General features: G+C 50.9%; 16 protein-coding genes. 7 read left to right on the top strand and 9 right to left on the bottom strand.

Features of this window, described 5'->3' with window-relative positions:
• Positions 1 to 8: 8 nt before the first annotated feature.
• The 8 genes from GA0116948_RS06995 to GA0116948_RS06960 form a co-directional block, all read right to left on the bottom strand.
• The gene (locus tag GA0116948_RS06995; protein WP_089710466.1) at positions 9 to 272 is read right to left on the bottom strand and encodes a phosphopantetheine-binding protein; all 264 of its coding nucleotides are present in this window, start codon (positions 270 to 272) and stop codon (positions 9 to 11) included.
• 110 nt (positions 273 to 382) lie between these two features.
• Complete coding sequence (locus GA0116948_RS06990; RefSeq protein WP_089710463.1) at positions 383 to 1669, bottom strand: ABC transporter permease; 1287 nt, start codon at positions 1667 to 1669, stop codon at positions 383 to 385.
• Positions 1670 to 1748: 79 nt separating this feature from the next.
• Complete coding sequence (locus GA0116948_RS06985) at positions 1749 to 2498, bottom strand: ABC transporter ATP-binding protein (protein ID WP_240619126.1); 750 nt, start codon at positions 2496 to 2498, stop codon at positions 1749 to 1751.
• A 6-nt stretch (positions 2499 to 2504) separates the two neighbouring features.
• Complete coding sequence (locus GA0116948_RS06980; RefSeq protein WP_089710461.1) at positions 2505 to 3512, bottom strand: BtrH N-terminal domain-containing protein; 1008 nt, start codon at positions 3510 to 3512, stop codon at positions 2505 to 2507.
• Positions 3509 to 3919, bottom strand: a complete 411-nt coding sequence (locus tag GA0116948_RS06975; protein WP_089710459.1) for a hypothetical protein — start codon at positions 3917 to 3919, stop codon at positions 3509 to 3511. The genes GA0116948_RS06980 and GA0116948_RS06975 overlap by 4 nt, the downstream gene beginning before the upstream one ends.
• A gap of 131 nt (positions 3920 to 4050) precedes the next feature.
• Complete coding sequence (locus GA0116948_RS06970; protein ID WP_089710457.1) at positions 4051 to 5193, bottom strand: beta-ketoacyl-ACP synthase III; 1143 nt, start codon at positions 5191 to 5193, stop codon at positions 4051 to 4053.
• 135 nt (positions 5194 to 5328) lie between these two features.
• Entirely contained in the window at positions 5329 to 6249 is a 921-nt protein-coding gene (locus tag GA0116948_RS06965; protein ID WP_089710454.1) for a hypothetical protein, read from the bottom strand.
• Between the two features lie 346 nt (positions 6250 to 6595).
• Positions 6596 to 7306, bottom strand: a complete 711-nt coding sequence (locus tag GA0116948_RS06960; RefSeq protein ID WP_089710452.1) for a head GIN domain-containing protein — start codon at positions 7304 to 7306, stop codon at positions 6596 to 6598.
• A 133-nt stretch (positions 7307 to 7439) separates the two neighbouring features.
• Between GA0116948_RS06960 and guaA the strand changes: the two genes are divergently transcribed.
• From guaA to GA0116948_RS06930, 6 genes are all read left to right on the top strand, one after another.
• A complete protein-coding gene (gene guaA / locus GA0116948_RS06955; protein ID WP_089710450.1) occupies positions 7440 to 8978 on the top strand; it encodes a glutamine-hydrolyzing GMP synthase in 1539 nt (512 codons plus the stop codon).
• 127 nt (positions 8979 to 9105) lie between these two features.
• Positions 9106 to 10422 (top strand): ABC transporter substrate-binding protein, encoded by a 1317-nt coding sequence (locus GA0116948_RS06950; protein WP_089710448.1) that lies wholly within the window; start codon positions 9106 to 9108, stop codon positions 10420 to 10422.
• Between the two features lie 122 nt (positions 10423 to 10544).
• Entirely contained in the window at positions 10545 to 11582 is a 1038-nt protein-coding gene (locus tag GA0116948_RS06945) for a ligase-associated DNA damage response exonuclease (protein WP_089710446.1), read from the top strand.
• Between the two features lie 55 nt (positions 11583 to 11637).
• A complete protein-coding gene (locus GA0116948_RS06940) occupies positions 11638 to 13233 on the top strand; it encodes an ATP-dependent DNA ligase (RefSeq protein ID WP_089710444.1) in 1596 nt (531 codons plus the stop codon).
• Positions 13234 to 13281: 48 nt separating this feature from the next.
• On the top strand, positions 13282 to 13962 hold the full coding sequence (locus GA0116948_RS06935) for a hypothetical protein (RefSeq protein ID WP_089710442.1): 681 nt from the start codon (positions 13282 to 13284) through the stop codon (positions 13960 to 13962).
• A 265-nt stretch (positions 13963 to 14227) separates the two neighbouring features.
• The gene (locus GA0116948_RS06930) at positions 14228 to 15301 is read left to right on the top strand and encodes a S66 peptidase family protein (protein ID WP_089710440.1); all 1074 of its coding nucleotides are present in this window, start codon (positions 14228 to 14230) and stop codon (positions 15299 to 15301) included.
• Positions 15302 to 15528: 227 nt separating this feature from the next.
• On the opposite strand, the gene GA0116948_RS06925 is transcribed toward GA0116948_RS06930, so the two are convergent.
• The gene (locus tag GA0116948_RS06925; RefSeq protein ID WP_089710439.1) at positions 15529 to 16965 is read right to left on the bottom strand and encodes an MmgE/PrpD family protein; all 1437 of its coding nucleotides are present in this window, start codon (positions 16963 to 16965) and stop codon (positions 15529 to 15531) included.
• 75 nt (positions 16966 to 17040) lie between these two features.
• Here GA0116948_RS06925 and GA0116948_RS06920 point away from each other — a divergent pair, with 75 nt between their 5' ends.
• The gene (locus tag GA0116948_RS06920; RefSeq protein WP_089710436.1) at positions 17041 to 19575 is read left to right on the top strand and encodes a ligase-associated DNA damage response DEXH box helicase; all 2535 of its coding nucleotides are present in this window, start codon (positions 17041 to 17043) and stop codon (positions 19573 to 19575) included.

Below are 19575 nucleotides of genomic sequence, written 5' to 3'. Positions count from 1 at the left end.
TTTTAGGATTATGCCAGTTGTTGGGCCAGGATGAATTCCGCCATGGATTGCACGGATTGGAGGATCTTGCGGCCTTCGCGGGGATCTTCCACTTTGATTTGGTAATTTCTTTCGAGCAGCACCATCAGCTCAAGCGAATCGATGCTGTCCAGCCCCAGCCCTTCACCAAATAGGGGGGCGTTATCGTCAATGTCGGCGGGCCTGGTATCCTGCAGGTTCAGGGCCTCAATAATCTGTTCTTTCAGTTGCTGTTTTAATGCTTCTATTGTCATAATATGCTGGTTTTTTGCTCTGTAGAAAGAGCGGGCAAACCGTGCCGCGTATGAATTTGGTAAAAATAGTGTTTTGTATTGACATTCCGGGTTGGCATTGGTCTACTAATCTAATTCATCCTTCGCTTTTCCACAGCGCCGGCGATGGCCAGCAAAGTGCCGGCAAAGCCCAGTAGCAGCCCTATCTGTTTCCACACCTGCCCCATGCCGCCGTTGCGCAGGTATATGTTGTTAATGGCGTCCAGTCCCCAACTGAGCGGCGACAGGCGGCCTATCTGCTGCATGTGGGCCGGCATTACTTCCAGCGGTATCCAGATACCACCAATGGCGGAAAGGATGACGATGGATATAGCGCCGAAATTTAGCGCCTGGTTGGGTGTTTTAAACAAGGTGCCAATGAGTATGCCATAAGCTGTGGCGGCCAGGCCAATGCAGGCTGCGATGATAAGTGTGGGCAGGTATTGGTGTCCCATTTCCAGCTTGGGCAGTGCCAGCAGGGGCAGCAGGTAAATGCCTACCAGCATCATCAGGTAAAACTGTACTACGCAGATGCAGACGAAAAAAAACATTTTGCCTGCCAGGATGGCCAGGTAGGAACCGGGAATCAGTTTCATGCGCAGCAGGCTGCCGTCTTCCCGTTCGCGGATCATATTGCCTGCGATGGGAATTACGATGAAGAACATGGCAAAGATGCTCCAGGCAGGCACATTGTGCTGCACAGAATTAGAGATCACATCCACCCCGCCGCCGGGCACGGTACTTTGCTCCTGAAGTCCTATGGCCTTTAGCTGGATATCCAGGGAATCCTGCTGCGCCGCACCTTTGCGCTTAAGCTGCTGCTGTATACGTTCTATGAGCAGATCTGTTTCTACCTGGGTCAGAAAATTATCGAGCGCCTGGTGAATGGCGCTTTTAAAGGCTTTCTTGGCAGCGGGATCAAAATAAATTACTACGTTCAGCGAATCGTTGCGCAAGCGTACGGGCGCCATAAAAGGGAGGCCCATGCGGCGGCTCAGGTCGTTGGTGATCTTATTGGCATTGCTCACAATGGCACCGGTGGCACCCTGGGGTATGATGATACTGATTTTATAATCGCCCCGGTTCACCAGGGCTTTGGCCTGTTCCTGCGTTACAGGCTGGCCCTGCAGCGAGTCCACAATGCGGAACTGGCCGCTGTGGTCCAGCCCTTCCCTGATATAACGACCCAGCCGCCCATGGTCATTGTCAACCGTAAGGATATCGAACTTCAGCTCCTGGTAGTCCTTAAAAGGCGTATCCTGGATAAGGGCCATCACGGTGATGAGTACCACCGGCATGAGGAATAACAGCCCCAGTCCCATTTTATCGCGGAACAAGAGCCTGTATTCTTTTCGGATGGTGGCGAATAATCTTAGCATGGAAAAAAGGGTACTATATTACCGGTATACCTGGTGGTTTAATGATGATGATGAATGGCTTATCCTGTAAAATAATAAGCTAATCCCGGAGTTTACTTCCTGTGAAATGCAGGAATACATCTTCCAGATTACGGCAGGCTGGCAGGGCATTGATGAGTGCAGCGGGGTTGCCCTGCACCACCTGCCTGCCATCGTCCATGATAACCACGTCTTCACAAAGGTGCTGGGCCTCTTCCAGCAAGTGGGAGGTGTAAAGGATGCTCACCCCTTCTGAGCGGTTATAGTCGCGCAGAAATTGCAGGATCATGCTGCGGGATTGCACATCTACCCCAGCTGTAGGCTCGTCTAGTATAAGCAGGCGTGGCCGGTGTAAAATGGCGGCGATGATGTTGGTACGGCGTTTCATACCGCCGGAAAATTTACCCGTTTCCTTATGGGCGGCTTTCTCCAGGCCAAATTGTTCCAGCAGGGCCAGTATCTGGGTTTTCAGTGCAGGCCCTTTAAATCCGTACAGGTTGCCAAAATATTCCAGGTTTTCAAAAGCGGTGAGTTGTGGAAACAGGGCTATCTGTTGAGGCACCACACCCAGCGCCCGTTTAATGCGTTCGCGATAGTTGGCTTCCTGCGGGATGCCCAGCACCTGTACGCTGCCTTTACCAGCCTTTACCAAGCCACAGAGAATGGAAATGGTCGTGGTTTTGCCGGCCCCGTTAGGCCCTAGCAGCCCCACTATTTTACCCGTGGGGAAGGCAAAAGAAAGCCCTTTCAGCGTGGGTTCCAGGCTGCCGTTGTAGGTTTTGTGCAGGTCTTGCACGGCTATGCTGTACATGACAATTTAAAATTTTACTTGGGCCAGGCGGCGAAACAATACTTCTTCGGCGGCGGCACACTGCACCATCATATCGCCCAGGTCTTTATAAGAAGTTTCATCACCGGCGCGGCTCTTGCATACGCGGCCTGCCTGGAAGGCGAAGTTGCGCCACAGGTCGCCCACAGCGGTAAGCTCCGTGCCCAGGGTACTCAGCACTGGCTTATTCAGCTGCTGCGCGGCTTCCTGCAAAAAGGCAGCATACATAAAGCGGAAACCTGCGCCGCCGGTACCAATTTCTTCCTGCATGCGGATCACATTGCCCAGGAAAAGTCCTGCCTTGCGATCGCCCACTGCATGGGGATATTTCTGTATCCGCTTGGCCAGGAAGCGCATACCTTTTACGCCAAACAAAGGCACCGGTATTTTCAGCATATAATGACAGGCCTGTTCAATGCCTTGCTGGATGGGCTTTTCCCATTTTACTTGGTCGGGCATGGCTACAGGATAGTACATTTTGCCTTTAGGCTCGGGGAAACCTTTGGCAAAACGGGCCGCCACCAAGCTCTCCGGGTCTATCTCGGTAGCTACATCCATGATGGGGTCGCTCACAAGGTAGTTACCGTCTTTCTTACCATACACCACCAGGTTGTGGGCATTGAAGTGAAAGCGGTAGGCCGGCGGGAAATATGGCAGGTAGTACACGCTAGACAATAGCCCTACAGGCGTACCCTGGGCCAATTTTTCGTCCAGCGCCTGCATGGCTTTTTCCGGACTACGGAACGACTCCGACCTAACGGTAACGCCTAAACGCTTGCTGGCTTTATTAAAAATGGCACCCGGGAAAGTGCGGTAGGTGGTACCCGGCACGCCGTTTACTTTCACGAAAGGCAGGTGACCGAAGAAAATGCCGGCCCCAATGCCAAACGCCATTGGCTCGCTGATCTGCATGCCGTGATGGCGAAACAGGTTGGATACCACGCCGCTCTCACAATGGGCAGACTGGGCGTGTTGAAATGTTGAATGATTGATCATAAAGTTGTAGGTGAAAACTGCTTCAGTTCGGCCACGCTGATTTTGAACGTAGCGGCATACCGTTGCAGTAAATGATCGCTGAGCTGCTTAAACACGGAAGGTTTTAAATGCCGTTTCACCTGCCACTGGAACTTGCCTACATAACCGGCCAAGATTTCCACGGTCATGAGATTTTTTTCCATGTAATAGGCGATGGGGCTGAGTTTGCCAGCCAGTACCGCCTGGCGGGTGGCCGCTGTTTTCTGGTGAATCTCATCCCAGGCCTGAGCCATGGCCACGTTCTCCGGTTCCCAGCCTACGCTGGACACTTGCACGTAAGCGCCTTCCTTGTTCACGGCATAGAATAACTGGCTGAACTTGCCTCCGGTGAGGCCGTTGCCATCCTGGGGTACCTCTTCCTGTTTCATGCGAATGCGGTTTGTATTTAAAGTTAATGGTTAAACGGTAAACGCCCGTCGCAGGCTGCCTGGCTGATCCAAACAACAAAAACGACGATGAACGATTAACATTTAACCATTAATCCAACTTCAAAAATATATTAAACCACGGTAAGGTGGGCATATGCGTAGGTAAAGCGGGCGCTCTCCGGCACCATCATTACGATGGTCTGGCCTTTTTTGAGCCGGCCAGTGTTAAGCAATTCTTCTAACATGAGATAGGGCGAAGCAGTGCCGATGTTACCCACATTCACCAGGTTGGTAAACCATTTCTCCTGTGGAATGGGAACGCCCAGGCGTGCTATTTCCTCATCTATCTTGGCACGGAAAAATTCGGAAGACAGGTGTGGCAGGAAGAAATCAATCTCATCCAGGTTGATGTTATGCTTTGCTACCAATTCTTTCCACATCTGTGAACCTACGGGTACAATATTTTTTCCCAGCAGCCGGGTATCTTGTTTAAAAGAGAATACGCTATGCTGCGCCCACTCTTCGGGTGTCATGTCTATCCAGCCTTTGGTAGTGCCATCTGGATTTTTGATGGCTCCAGCGTACATGCAGGTTTCCAGTTCATTGGCATAAGAGGCTAGTTCTACCCAGTTTACGCGCAGCGACAGGCCATCTTCGTTAGGCTTGTCTTGAAACAAAGCCGCAGCAGCGCCATCAGAAAGCATCCAGCGGAGGAAGTCTTTCTCAAAGGCGATGATAGGATTTTCGTCCAGGCTTTTCAGGTTTTCGGCTTCGGGCTGAAATTTCTGGGCCAGCAGCCAACTGGAAAACTTTTCGGAACCGGAGCTAACAGCATTGGTGCTATTGCCCGATTTGATGGACATAAAGGCATATTTAAAAGCCTGCATACCGGCAGCACAGGCGCCGGTGGCAGAAATCAGTTCTACGGGCTTGCATTCTAGCAGGCCATGCACCATTGCGGCGTGGCCGGGGAGCAACTGGTCGGGCGAGGTAGTGCCACAGGCCAGTAACTGCATATTTTCCAAGGGAAACTTTTCGTTGAACAGGCTGCGCACTGCCTTTGCGGTCATCTCTGCATTGGAATGAGTGCTGGTGCCGCTACCGTTTTTATCCAGTGAATAGTAGCGGGTGGTGATTTTATTATTCCCCAGAATCTTCAATCGGGCACGGGAAGGTTTTCCATCTACTTTACCCAATACGGTTTCCATGTCATCGTTGCTCACAGGTTCATTCGGTAAAAATTTCGATAACCTTGTAATAAAAACTTCTTTCATGAGTGAATTATAAAATCTGTTTTTTTATTTGTCATTCACATAACCCCACGGCAAACGGTGTACTTTTAAGTGGTGGCCTGCTATTGACGGTGAAATTAATACATCTTTTTTTAGTTTGGGAATGGCTGCGCTTTCCTACCGTTTGGAAACGCCTTTATAATATTCTACTTCTTTCAGCAAATGTTGCTTTTTAAAGGTGAGTTGGTACCAGGATGAAATGAGGGTGATAGGCGTTAATACGAAAATGCCCAACACCAGCAGTCCTCGGTACATGCGTACACGGGGCTGGCGTTCCGGAGAACCAGGCCCCCCTTTGTCACTGATAAATTTGGCCCAGTAGCGGAAAGCCCGGATGCCCCTTGCTTCCAGCACCACCAGGTTAGGCTTCAGCGAAACAGCCTGCTGTGCCATGAGCTGGTCCTGGAGGTCGCTGAACTGGCGGGAAGCCGCAGCGGCACCTATGATGGGACCAAAACGGCTGGCGGCATTTATATCGGCAGCTTGTATACCTGCTGGCGGCAGCAGGGTGGTGGCTTCTTTTTTCCCTTTAAATAACCAACGCAACACAGTAAGTAGCGACACCAGGTTGGAAGAACGGTCTACCAGCACAATGTTGCCCACCAGGGTGGCTCCCGCCTGCTGCAAATATCCCTTTACTTTTTCCTGGGCATTCAGCCACATGTTACGGCACCCCATTAACGTCACTACCGGCTTGCCTTTCAGCAGGCGGGCGGCTTCCGGGCTTTGCAGGAAGGCGGCGGTAGGCTGCGAGGGAGACAGGAACCAGGGCTGGTAAGCCAGGATCACCAGATCAAAAGGTGTGGCTGGATCTACCTTCAATGGTTTTATTCCACGGGGTTTCCCCTGAACAGTTTCGGGCATGGTGTCGTAAAATGTTTGCTTGCTCCAGGGAAATTCCCAGGGCTTTTCCGACTCCAATTGTTCATACGTAATATCCGCCTGTCCCACAATGGGCGACAGCACAGCATCTATCACGGTTTTGAGTTGTCCGGTCTGCGTAAAATATATTACCAGGATCTTAGGTAGTTCGCTCATAATCAATATGAATAGGAATAGGTCCAGTCAAGAAAGGTGTAAACTTACAAAAAAAGTTAAACGTTAACTGTTATTCGTTCCAGCGGAGCCCAATGAATAACGGTCAACGTTTAACAGGATATTTGTTGATAATAATGTAAAATTAATGGATCATTGTGCCTAAGCGCAGGTACCGTTATACATTCTTTGATATGCCTATAACTGTACCTGTGCCAAAGGACTTTAATTTTTTAGGAAAACGGTTTGATAGCATAACTAGTATAAAAAGGAGTGTTAAAATACCGTTATAGTTCTAAATACAAATTGTTACCTGTAGGCAACAGCGTTGGCAAACAGTGTGCCATGGCTACTCTTTGCGCACAGAACCAGAGCCACCTATATGAGAGCTTACCTGCGGATTGCCCTTGTAGCGAACGTCACCACTGCCGGCTATGTTAGCTTGCAGGTTCACACTGGCGCTCACCTCTACCGTGCCGCTGCCTGCAATATCTGCCGAGGCGTTTTCTGCCAATAAATTAAACCCATGAAAATCGCCGGCCCCCATTACAGTCACAGCTACTTTCCGCGTTTGCCCTTCCACATGGTAGCTGCCAGAACCCGCTATGGAGGCTTTGAACAAAGGCACATCTAACTTACCATTAATATTGCCGGAGCCGGCAATCTCGGAACTAAGCTCTTCTTCGCTGCTATAACCGCCTTGCAGGGTGATGGAGCCAGACCCTGCTACATTGATGGCTTTAAGATTGGGCGTACTCACCCTTACTTTAAAATTTTCTTCCACATCAAACCTTCCCCCATTCCTCATTTTGATGGTTAATTCACCATTTTCATTTTTTAATTCCACATATTTCAATAAATTATCATCGCCACTTATTACCAGATCTTGGGTAGGCCCTTGCATAAGGGCTACATCGATGGGGCCGGACACGGAAATTTTTTGGAAAGCAGCTACAGACCGGGTTTGGGTAATAACACGCCCGCTACCGCGATGACGAACGCAGGCAGCTAATAAACACACTACGGTCAGTGATAGTAGAATGGAGGCAACATACTTCATGCGGAAATGGATTGTGGTTGAGCGCTGAAAGGTAGGAATTTGTTTTAATTATCAAAAGGCCAGTGTCCTGATTTTTACACCCTTTTGATCGGGCCTTTGGCCGTGGTAGTTTTCCACTTATCTTTGCACCACCATGACAGAAAAGATCATTATTCTCGACTTTGGCTCCCAATACACCCAATTAATTGCACGCTGTGTTAGGGAGCTAAATATCTACTGCGAAATCCAGCCATGCCAGAAACCCATCCGGTGGGACCCTTCGATCAAGGGCATTATTCTTTCCGGCAGTCCTTTTTCCGTAAACGACGCGGGCGCACCCGATGTAGACATAGCCGCCATGGCGGCCCAGGTACCGGTACTCGGCGTATGTTACGGTGCCCAGCTCATGGCCCGCAATTACGGCGGAGAAGTAGGGAAAAGCAATGTGCGCGAATATGGCCGTGCCTTTATAGCACACACCAATAAAGCTGCAAAATTATTATACGACATCAGTCCCCGCAGCCAGGTATGGATGAGCCATTCCGATACCATTAAAAAAATACCGGATGGTTTTGAAATCATCGCGGTAACAGACAATATTCCCGTGGCGGCTTTCCAAAGCAACACACTGGCGGCCCACCCTATCCTCGGCATTCAGTTTCACCCGGAAGTAACCCATTCTGTAGAAGGGAAAATTATCCTGCGCAATTTCCTCGTACACATCTGCGGCCTGCGCCAAGATTGGACACCGGCGGCATTTGTGGAAGAAACCATTGCCCGCATTAAAGCACAGGTGGGCGATAAAAAAGTGATCATGGCCCTGAGCGGCGGCGTAGACTCTACGGTGGCGGCAGAGCTAATTCATAAAGCCATTGGCAGTAACCTCTATTGCATTTTTGTAGACAATGGCCTGCTGCGCAAGGATGAATTTGAACTGGTGCTGGAATCTTACAAACACATGGGCCTGAACGTAAAAGGGGTGAATGCAAAAGACCTTTTTTACGGCAAACTGGACGGCGTTTCCGATCCCGAACAAAAACGCAAAATCATCGGCGGCCTGTTTATTGACGTATTTACATCGGAAGCTGCACAGCTTCAAAACATTGCCTTCTTAGGCCAGGGCACCATTTACCCCGACGTGATAGAATCCGTTTCGGTAAACGGGCCTAGCGCCACGATCAAGTCGCACCACAACGTGGGCGGCCTGCCGGAGAAAATGAATATGGGATTGGTAGAACCGCTGCGCTTCCTCTTCAAAGACGAGGTACGCCGCGTAGGCCGCGAGATTGGCATTTCAGAAACATTCCTGGGACGTCATCCCTTCCCTGGTCCCGGCCTGGCCATCCGCATACTGGGCGCCATCACGGCAGACAAGGTTAAAATGTTGCAGGAAGCCGATGCCATTTACCAGGAAGCATTGAAAGAAGATCAGCTCTACGATAAAGTATGGCAGGCCGGCACCATCTTACTACCCGTGCAGAGCGTGGGCGTAATGGGCGACGAAAGAACGTACGAATTTACCGTAGCACTGCGCGCCGTAACCAGTACCGATGGTATGACCGCCGACTGGGCCCACCTGCCCTACGAGTTTCTGGCCAAGGTATCCAACGAGATCATTAACCGCGTTCGGGGCATTAACCGCGTGGTGTACGATATCAGTTCCAAACCGCCGGCCACCATAGAGTGGGAATAATTTTTTTATGTGCAAGGTACATGGTGACAGGTACAAGGTAGGTGCGGTAATCCAAAAAAAAACTGCATGACTGCTTGTACCTTGAAGCATTTTATTCGAGTACGATTTTTGCACTTTAAGCAATACTATGATTCAAATAAAAAATGTAAGGCTGCTCCTTGCAGGCATGGCGCTTGCGGCATTTGTGTACGCCTGTTCCTCCACCAAACCTGTTACCACGAGTACTTCCGTGAGTACGATGCCCGCCGCAAAACCTGCACCGGCCAAAACCGAAACAAAAAAAACAATTACTAAAGCGCCTTTTAATGTGCCGGCTTTTGCCCGCGAGAAAAAGAAAGCTGCTTATAATATCGCTGTATTTGCCCCTTTCTACCTGGACTCCGCCTTTGCCGGCGCCAGCGACCTTCCCCCCGGCCGCAGCCTGCCCCGCTTTGCACTGCCAGGACTGGAATTTTATGAAGGCGTGCAGCTGGCCGCAGATACCCTGCAACAGCAAGGCATAAATGTGAAATTATTCGTGTACGATAATAAATCCCGCCAGAATATTCCTACATTGATCAGTAGCGGGGCGCTGGATTCTATGGACCTGATCATGGGTTCCCTCAATGCGGTGGAACTGAAAGACCTGAGCGAATTTGCCCGCAATAAGGAGATCAACCTGGTATCTGCCACCTACCCGAACGATGCGGGTATTAACAACAACCCCTTCCTGCTGCTGGCCAACAGTACCCTGCGTACTCACTGCGAAGCCCTCCAAAACTTTGCCCAGAAAGGATTTTCTACCCGCAACATCCTGCTGTTTCATCGCAACAGCCCTTTGGAAAAGAAGCTGGCAGAAGATTTTAAAACGGCCTATAACAATATGGACTATGATAAAAAATCACGCATCCGCGATGTGGTGTTTGATAATAATATCACCGACCAGCAAATGGCCAATTACCTGCTCACCGACCGCCCCAACGTATGCATCGTTACTGCACTGGACGAAGCTGGCGCCAAGGCTGTGGTACGCAAACTGGCCGTGCAGGCTCCCAATTTTCCCCTCCACATTTTTGGGATGCCCACCTGGGATGTCATGAAGTTCAAAGAGCCGGAATTCAAAGGCTTACAGGTATATTATTCCACCCCCTATTTCAATGAAAAAAACGATGTGTTCAGCCGCTACATAAACGACTACTTCCGCCGTGTGTATAAGGCCCGACCATCCGACATGGTGTTTAAGGGCTTTGAACTAACCTACTATTTTGCCCAGTTGCTACAAAACGATGGAGTGTATTTTACCCGCGATGTTAACAACAGCCGGAAACTTTATACCAACTACAATTTTCAGCCAGTATACGCGCAGGAGGGTGAGGCCGTTCCTGCTTATTTTGAAAACAAGAACATTTATATCATCCAGAAAAGCGATAGTACCGCAGATCTGCGGGTAAGCGCCAATCAATAATCTTTCTTAAAATAACCAGATAAAGATGCCGGGCAAATGTCCGGCATTTTTTATGTGTGTACTTTACTGGTGGTCATAGTGCCACCCCGGTATGGAAGATCTTTCATTGAAAATGTGTTTTCATGTTGCAATTCACAGACAAGGGCATTTACTGCCCGGCAGGCGATTTTTACATAGACCCCTGGCTGCCGGTAGAGCGGGCGGTGATCACCCATGCCCACTCCGACCACGCCCGCTGGGGTAGCCGTAAATACCTTTGCCAGGAATACAGCGTACCCCTGTTGAAACTGCGACTGGGGGCAGACCTTCAGGTACAGGGATTGCCTTATGGGGAAAGTGTGTATTTCAATAGCGTGCAGGTATCCTTTCACCCGGCAGGACACATGATAGGCTCGGCCCAGGTACGCATTGCACTGGCAGGAGAGGTATGGGTGGTGAGTGGAGATTATAAAGTGGAACACGATGGCCTTTCCACCCCATTTGAGCCAGTAACCTGCCACACTTTTATTACAGAATCTACCTTTGGCCTGCCCATTTACCGCTGGCAGCCGCAGACCACCGTGTTTGCAGGCATACAGCAGTGGATACAGGACAACCAGGCTGCGGGCAAGGCTAGCGTACTCTCTGCCTATAGCCTGGGCAAGGCGCAGCGCCTGCTCTACAACCTGCGCCACGTAACAGGGCGCTTCCTGGTGCATGGGGCCATTGCCATTACCGAACAGGTGGTCCGGGATGCCGGCTGGCCCCTGCCCGCGGTGGAACGCATTACACCACAAACACCCAAAGAAGCTTTTGCCAATGCCGTGATCATCTGCCCTCCCAGCGCCGTAGGCTCATCCTGGATGCGCCGCTTTACCCCCTACTCCCTGGGCGTGTGCAGCGGTTGGATGCAGGTGCGCGGAAATATGCGCCGGCGCAATGCAGACGCAGGCTTTGTCCTCTCCGACCATGCAGATTGGGAAGGATTACTGCAGGCCGTGAAAGCTACCGGTGCACAACGCGTGTACGTAACACATGGCTTTAGCAGCGTATTTGCCCGCTACCTTACGGAACAAGGCGGGCTGGATGCCGCCGAGATCAAAACTGCCTTCGGCGATGAGGAAGAAGATACCGGCAACGAGCCAGACACCAATCACACCGTAGCTGGTAACGGGGCGTGAACACCCGCTGGCACCTAAAACGGAATACTAACGCAAACGCATAAACGCAAATTGCATGACAGACTTCGTAGCATTGGTCAGGATAATAAGCAACAGCACCAAAACCACCGAAAAACTGGAGGCCCTCAGCCATTACTTTGCCCATGCCGATGAGCGGGATAAGCCTTGGGTGCTGGCCCTGTTCACTGGACGCCGCCCTAAACGCACCGTAAATGCTGCCCAACTCAAAAACTGGTGTATACAGCTTACTGGCCTGGCACCATGGCTCTTTGAAGAATGTTACCACACCGTGGGCGACCTGGCCGAAACAATTGCCCTGCTACTGCCTGCACCTTCTATTCAGGCCGATCCACGGCCATTGCATTACTGGCTGGACTTACTCAGCCAGTTGGAAAAAGCCGATGAGGCGGTGAAGCAGCAATTTGTGTTACAGGCATGGGATCAAATGGACAGCGCCGAGAAATTTGTATTCAATAAACTCATTACCGGCGGTTTCCGCATTGGCGTATCGCAACGGATGATGGTAAATGCGCTGTCCAAAACCTACACCATTCCTGCACCCACCATTTCCCACCTGATCAGTGGCGAATGGAACCCACGCACCATTACCCTGGAAACACTACTGCATGCAGAGGAAGGCCAGGCACCTGTTTCCCGGCCCTATCCTTTTTTCCTGGCCTATCCGCTGGAAACCGCACCGGAGGCCCTGGGGCAGCCCTCCGAATGGCAGGCTGAATGGAAATGGGATGGCATAAGAGGGCAGCTCATTAAACGCGCAGGGCAACTATTTGTATGGAGCCGGGGCGAGGAACTGCTCACGGAGAAGTTCCCCGAATTTGCTCCCCTGGCGTCGGCCCTGCCGGATGGTACGGTGATAGACGGGGAAATCCTTACCTGGCAAAATGATGCCCCCCTGCCGTTTGCGGCGCTGCAAACCCGCATTGGCCGTAAAAACGTAACGAAGAAACAACTACAAGAAGCCCCGGTGGTGCTGCTCAGTTACGACCTGCTGGAATGGCAGGGCCAGGACCTGCGCCAGCAGCCGCTTACCCTACGCCGGGCCGCGCTGGTTACCTTGGTAGAAACACTATCCCTGCCCATACTTCGCCTTTCACCCCTGATCAAATTTAATGACTGGGATCAACTCACCGCTTACCGCGAGGATGCACGCAATAACGGCAGCGAAGGCCTCATGTTGAAACGGGCCGGATCCACCTACCAGGTGGGCCGTAAGCGGGGAGACTGGTGGAAATGGAAGATAGCCCCTTTTCAGATAGACGCCGTGATGATCTACGCCCAGAAAGGCCATGGCCGGCGGTCTAATCTCTACACCGATTATACCTTTGCCGTAAAGGATGGCGACAAACTGGTACCCTTTGCCAAAGCATATTCCGGCCTCACCGACAAAGAGATCAATGAAGTAGACCGATGGGTGAAGACCCATGCGGTCGAAAAATTTGGCCCCGTGCGCACCGTGAAAGCGGAACAGGTTTTCGAGATTGCTTTTGAAGGTATTGCCGCCTCCAACCGTCACAAATCCGGCATAGCCTTACGGTTTCCCCGCATCCTCCGCTGGCGGAAAGATAAACCCGTAGATGAAATCAACACCCTCGACGATTTAAAACAACTACTCGCCCAATACCGATCTTAAATAATAAAGGTTTATAGCTATTTTGCTACTCAAACCTAATTTAAACCTATGTACAAACGTTTTTTAGTAGCCTTCCTATGCCTGTCCTTATTTTGTTTGCGGGCATTTTCACAAGACAAGACCGGCCGTGAATTGTTTTCCCACTCCATTGGTTTCACCGGCTTCGGCGGCATCATGGACGATTACAGTGCCGCCACGGATTACACCGGTTTTGGCTTTACCTATTCCCCCCGTTTTAATTTCGCCATCCTCTCTCCTTCTTCGTCATTTTCTATCGGTACACATTTGTCTGCCGGTTTTAGCATCAGTGCCGAAGACCTCTATGTGATCAATGGCGACGATAACCAGGCAGCTTTTATGCTGGACGCGCCCCTACTGCTGGAATACAACTTTGGCAATGCCGCCACCAGAGAGGCTTACAAGAAATGGGGCTTCTTCGTAGGGGCAGGGTATGGCTGGCACATCTCCCAGGCTAAAGTGGCTGTTCAGGATGAGTATTATGGTTATGGATACCTGAAAGAAGACATCCGCGCACGTGGCCCGGTGTTCGATGCAGGTATGCGATTCCCCATTGCACTCGCCTCGCTGGGAGTTCGCTTTTCTTATCAAGTGAATAACAACCCCGGCGTAGTAGCCAACATAAAGGGCATTTTTGGCTTTGGGGTAGAATATAATTTCGGAGCGCCCACCTACCAGCGCAAACGCGCCCATGTACATTACCGCCGCTGATTTTTTGCGTATCACAACCTACTTTACAAAAATACCCGTTGCTATAAAAGCAACGGGTATTTTTGTTAGCACTCCTAACTATATATAACTTCCAGCCACTGGGCCTTATCAGCGTTCGCCCCCTAAGCGGCCGGCAGGTAGGGGCCATGAGTTGGCACAAAATTATGATATGCCCCTACTGTTCACCGCATGCCAGGATAATGGGCCTTGATTTTGTGCAGCGAAGTGCCTACTTTGACACCGTTATACCAAATATAATCGCTGCATGAACCGCAAGCATTTTTTAACGGGCATATTCGGAGCGGGTCTGAGCCTGCCGTTGTGGGGACCACTGGCAAAGGCTGCAAACAAAATTTCCCTGCAACAAGACCTTTCCACCAGCCAGCTTTCCAGCACCGTATTGGCCGCAGGCATTATTCCTCCTTATTTGCAGCCCGGCGATCTTATTGGCATCACCTGCCCGGCGGGTTATATCAGCCGGGCAGATATACAGCCTGCGGTAAAGCTGCTACAGGCATGGGGCTTTCGTATCCGGGTGGGTAGCACGGTAAACGCCCGCGATCATTCCTTTGGCGGTACCGACCAGGCCCGCTACACCGATCTGCAAGCCATGCTGGACGATCCGGAAATAAAAGCCATTATGTGTGGGCGGGGCGGCTATGGAGCAGCCCGGATTGTAGATAGGCTGGATTTCAGCAAGTTTCGCCAGTACCCGAAATGGGTCATTGGCTTCAGCGATATTACCGTATTGCATTGCCATATTCACCGGCATACCGGCATTGCTTCCCTTCATTCGAAAATGTGCAACAGCTTCCCCGACGATTTTGGGGCAGCTGCGCCAGAGGTGCAGCAAACCATCTTATCTATCCGCCAAGCGCTCACCGGTGTGCCCATGCACTACAGCGTAGTACCAGACCCCAATAACCGGCCCGGCAATGCCAGTGGCGCGCTGATTGGGGGCAACCTTACCATGCTGCAAAGCGTAATAGGTACCCAATCGGAGATAAATACCAACGGTAAAATTCTTTTCCTAGAAGAAGTGGGCGAATACCTCTACAGCCTGGATCGCCTGTTTAATAGCCTGCAGCGGGCCAAAAAACTCGACAACCTGGCCGGCCTGGTGCTCTGCGGTTTTAACCGGCTAAAACCCGACGATCCCGGAGAAGAATTTGGCCGCACACTCTACGACATCGTATTCGAAAAGGTGAAGAACTTCCGCTACCCGGTATGTTTTAATTTTCCGGTAGGCCATCAAAAAAATAATTATGCCTTGAAATGCGGTGTACTGCATCAATTGCGCGTGCAGGACAATAGCGTTACGCTAAATGAAATAGGATAAATCTGCCTCCTTGCGGCTTTTGGTCAGTGGGCGGTGTTACATAAACACCTAATTTTTGTTAATCATTTTTCCAACAGCATAGGCATTTTCAGATAGTATCTGTTGTCTGCAAGCCATTCCAACGGACTTGTAAATGCAGTCTTAAGCATCTTCTAAGTTACAAAATTATTCAGGCGGTAAGGATAACTCACAAATTGATGGTCATATAAGGGCGGCTAAACGTCTATTCAAGACAACACAGGCCTACTTTCCGGAATAGTAATGGCAGCTACTATCTCCATCAAATCACCTATCCTCCAGTTTTCCAGGTCAGCAATTACTTCCGTGATATGGGTGCGCACTTCATCGTCTATAATATTTTCAGTGAGTCGTTTAAATTTTTTTTCCACGTCATTCCATTGCAGGGGACGGGAGTGGAAGCCATTGTAATCATCTTTCTTTAGCGACAATGTGCGGCCATCTTTTAACTGCAGGTCTACCCTGGCGGGCAGCAGGCCGGGATACAATTTTGTGAAGGGATCTAACCGGGCAGCGATTTTACGCGGGGTTCTTACGGGAAAGGCCGTAGCTACTTTCACTTTTTTCAGCAAGGATTGTACGTCTTTACGATTTATGCGTTCATGGCTCAGTTGCTCCGGGTACAGTTGCCCATCTAGCAACGCCACTGCTACCACATAGGGCAAACTATGACTAGCCTGTTCTTTATCAAAGACTTTACTGCGATCCCCATATTTGCCACCGCCCACCAGGTGATAAGCCATCATAAACGTAGTGATCTCTATTTCTTCTATATCGTCTATCGCAAAATCGTGCAGTTGTTGCAACTCCAAAACCGTTTCTATAGCAGATTGTGTATGTACTTCGGTATTATAACTTTTGAGTACGCAGCGGGGAATTAAATTATAATTTTCCTCCTGCCAGTTAAATGCGCAAGACATGCCAAAGATCTCCTCCAGTCCCATGGGGCCTTCAAATAGCGAGAGGGGACCGGTCATACCTTGTTTGGCTTGGAGCACCACGTTGGTGCATCCCAGGTTTACCATCGAGGAGGCAAATCCTTTCCATTCGCGGGTATACCCGGCAAGGCTGGTTACAAAAGGATTAAAAGTGCAGCCGGCCATGGCAATGGCGTGGGAAGTTTCCATTTCGGAAAGTCCAAACATACGGCTGAGCGAGGCTGTGACAGCATATCCCAATAGCATGTTAGTATCAAATCCCTTCATCATTACCGGCAGTTGTTGGCAGAGGCGGCATTGCATTTCATAAGCTACCGCCATGGCAGTCAGGAATTCCTTCCCGGAGGCATGGGTAACCTGCCCTGCGGCCAGCAAGGCACCAATATTGTCGCTGGGATAGCAGGCGGCATTTTTTGCTATAAAATGATCCGTGAAATCTACATACCGTATGAGGCCGGTGTATAATTGCGCAGCCCGGTCTACAGCCACATGGCCCACGATGGGTACGGCGCAGCGCCCATCTTCTCCCAGGGAGGTTATCTGTAGTAGCAGCTTCTGCGGGGTAGGCTTATCCAGCGAATGTACCAGGGAGGCCATACTGTCTAACAAATGAAGTTTTAATTGCGCTACCGTGGAGGCGGGTATTGTTTCAAAGCACGCCCCAAGCGCAAAACGGGCCATACGCTGCGTTTCAGGAATCCGGTTCATACCCTGTTAAACGCAAATTACATACCGGCCATACCGTGCAGGCGAGTGCCTGTTTTTGATTAACTTCATATTCTCATGGTACAAACTACGCGCGGATGGACAGTGGTCATGGAGTGGCTTGAAGCCAGGGGGCAGCAGCCTTTTACCTTTCAGGAAGAAGCCTGGGAACAGTACTTGCTGGGCAAATCGGGGATGGTGAATGCTCCTACCGGTTATGGTAAAACCTTTTCCCTGTTCCTGGCAGTGATCATTGCCTGGATAAATGAACATCCCAACGACTTTCAACGAACCGCTAAAAACGGACTGCAATTATTGTGGATCACCCCTTTGCGCGCCCTGGCTAAAGACTTGGGCAGGGCCATGCAGGAAGTGGTAGATGAACTGGGCCTGGCCTGGCAGGTGGGCATTCGCAATGGCGATACGCCTACCAGCATGCGCACGGCGCAGAAAAAACAAATGCCGGAAGTACTCATTATTACTCCCGAAAGCCTGCACTTGCTGTTAGGTCAAAAACATTATCCCAGCGTATTCACCCACTTGCAATGCGTGGTTACCGACGAATGGCATGAACTGCTGGGTACCAAACGCGGTGTGATGGTGGAGCTGGCCCTCTCCCGCATTAAAAACCTGGTGCGCAATAACTGGAGCAACGACCTCCGCATCTGGGGTATTTCTGCCACCATCGGCAACCTGGAAGAAGCACTGGAAGTCTTGCTGGGCCACGATGCTGCCCATGGTGTGATCGTGCGCGCCCTGATCAATAAAGAGATTGCACTCAAAAGTATATTACCAGACGGCATTGAAGAACTGCCCTGGGCGGGCCACCTGGGCATACGACTGCTAGACAAGGCCATTCCCATCATTGAGCAAAGCCGCACTACGCTGATCTTTACCAACACCCGCTCCCAGGCCGAAATCTGGTACCAGGAAATTTTGCGCCGCTATCCCGACTATGCCGGGGCCATTGCCCTGCACCACGGTTCGCTGGATATGGAACTGCGCATTTGGGTGGAAGACGCCTTGCACACCGGGCGGCTAAAAGCCGTGGTATGCACCTCCAGCCTGGACCTGGGTGTAGACTTCCGCCCGGTAGATACCGTCATACAGGTGGGTAGCCCCAAAGGCGTGGCGCGCTTCCTGCAAAGGGCGGGCCGTAGTGGTCACCAACCAGGCGCGGTAAGCAAGATTTTTTTCCTGCCTACCCACTCCCTGGAACTGGTGGAAGCGGCGGCGTTGAAAGAGGCTATGGAAGAAAATTTCATTGAAAGCCGCCCCCCGGTGGTATTAGCCTACGACGTGCTGCTGCAATACCTTATGACGCTGGGCATTTCCGACGGCTTCTACGCCCATCAAATATGGCAGGAAGTAACATCCACTTTCTGTTTTCAAGATATGACGCCTGAAGACTGGCAATGGGCGCTGTCTTTCCTCACCACCGGTGGCGAGGCGCTGCACAGCTATGACGAGTTTCGCAAGCTGGAGCGAAACGGGAATTTCTACGCCTGCCACAGCCGGCAATTAGCCTTGCGCCACCGCCTGCACATCGGTGCCATCGTGAGCGATGCCATGCTGAAAGTAAAATTCATTACCGGTGGGTACGTGGGCGTGGTGGAAGAGTACTTCCTGTCGCGGCTTTCTCCGGGCGATGCTTTTAGCCTGGGCGGTCATAACCTGGAGTTTATCATGATCAAAGACATGACGGCGCTGGTGCGGAAGTCGCATGCAAAAAAAACCATCGTACCCAGTTGGAATGGTGGAAGAATTCCCCTGTCTGCCAACCTGGGTAAAATGCTGCGCAAAAAATTCCAGGAAGCCATTGCCGGTCATGCTACCGATCCGGAACTCATCGCACTGCAACCACTATTTGCCTTGCAGGCGCATCTCTCCCACATTCCGTCTGCTAAGGAATTGCTCATTGAAAAAATTAATACCAAAGATGGGCATCATTTATTTGTGTACCCCTTTGAAGGCCGGTTGGTACACCAGGTCATGGCGGCCTTGCTGGCTTTCCGTATCAGTATGCATCACCCCATTACCTTCTCTATTGCCATGAATGATTACGGCTTTGAGCTGCTCAGCGACCAGCCCATTCCGCTGAACGATGACAACGTGAAAGCCCTCTTCTCGCTGCAAGATTTAAATACCGACCTGCAACGCAGCATTAACGCTACCGAAATGGCGCGGCGCAAGTTCCGCGACATCGCGGTAATTGCAGGATTAATTTTCCAGGGTTATCCCGGCCGCAATAAAACCAACCGGCATTTGCAGTCGTCCGCCTCGCTGCTGTTTAATGTGTTCCGCGATTACGATCCGCAAAGCCTGTTGCTGCGGCAGGCTTACAACGAAGCCTATTTTTACCAGATAGAAGAAGCACGCCTCCGCGATATGCTGGGCCGCATTGAAAATCATTCCATCGTCATCACCCAACCGGAGCGGCTCACACCTTTCTGTTTCCCTATTAAGGTAGACAGCCTGCGCGAAAACCTGACCAGTGAAAAGCTATCGGACCGGATTAAAAAACTGCAACAGCAAAATTTCCGCCCGGTAGACGATAAGCCCTCCAAACCGGCCAAACCCACGCGGGCAGGCACTCCCAGGAAGTTGTTATAG

Origin of the sequence: Chitinophaga costaii (genome assembly GCF_900094705.1) — a bacterium.
Taxonomy (GTDB): domain Bacteria; phylum Bacteroidota; class Bacteroidia; order Chitinophagales; family Chitinophagaceae; genus Chitinophaga; species Chitinophaga costaii.
This window is presented reverse-complemented; position numbering and strand designations above follow the sequence as displayed.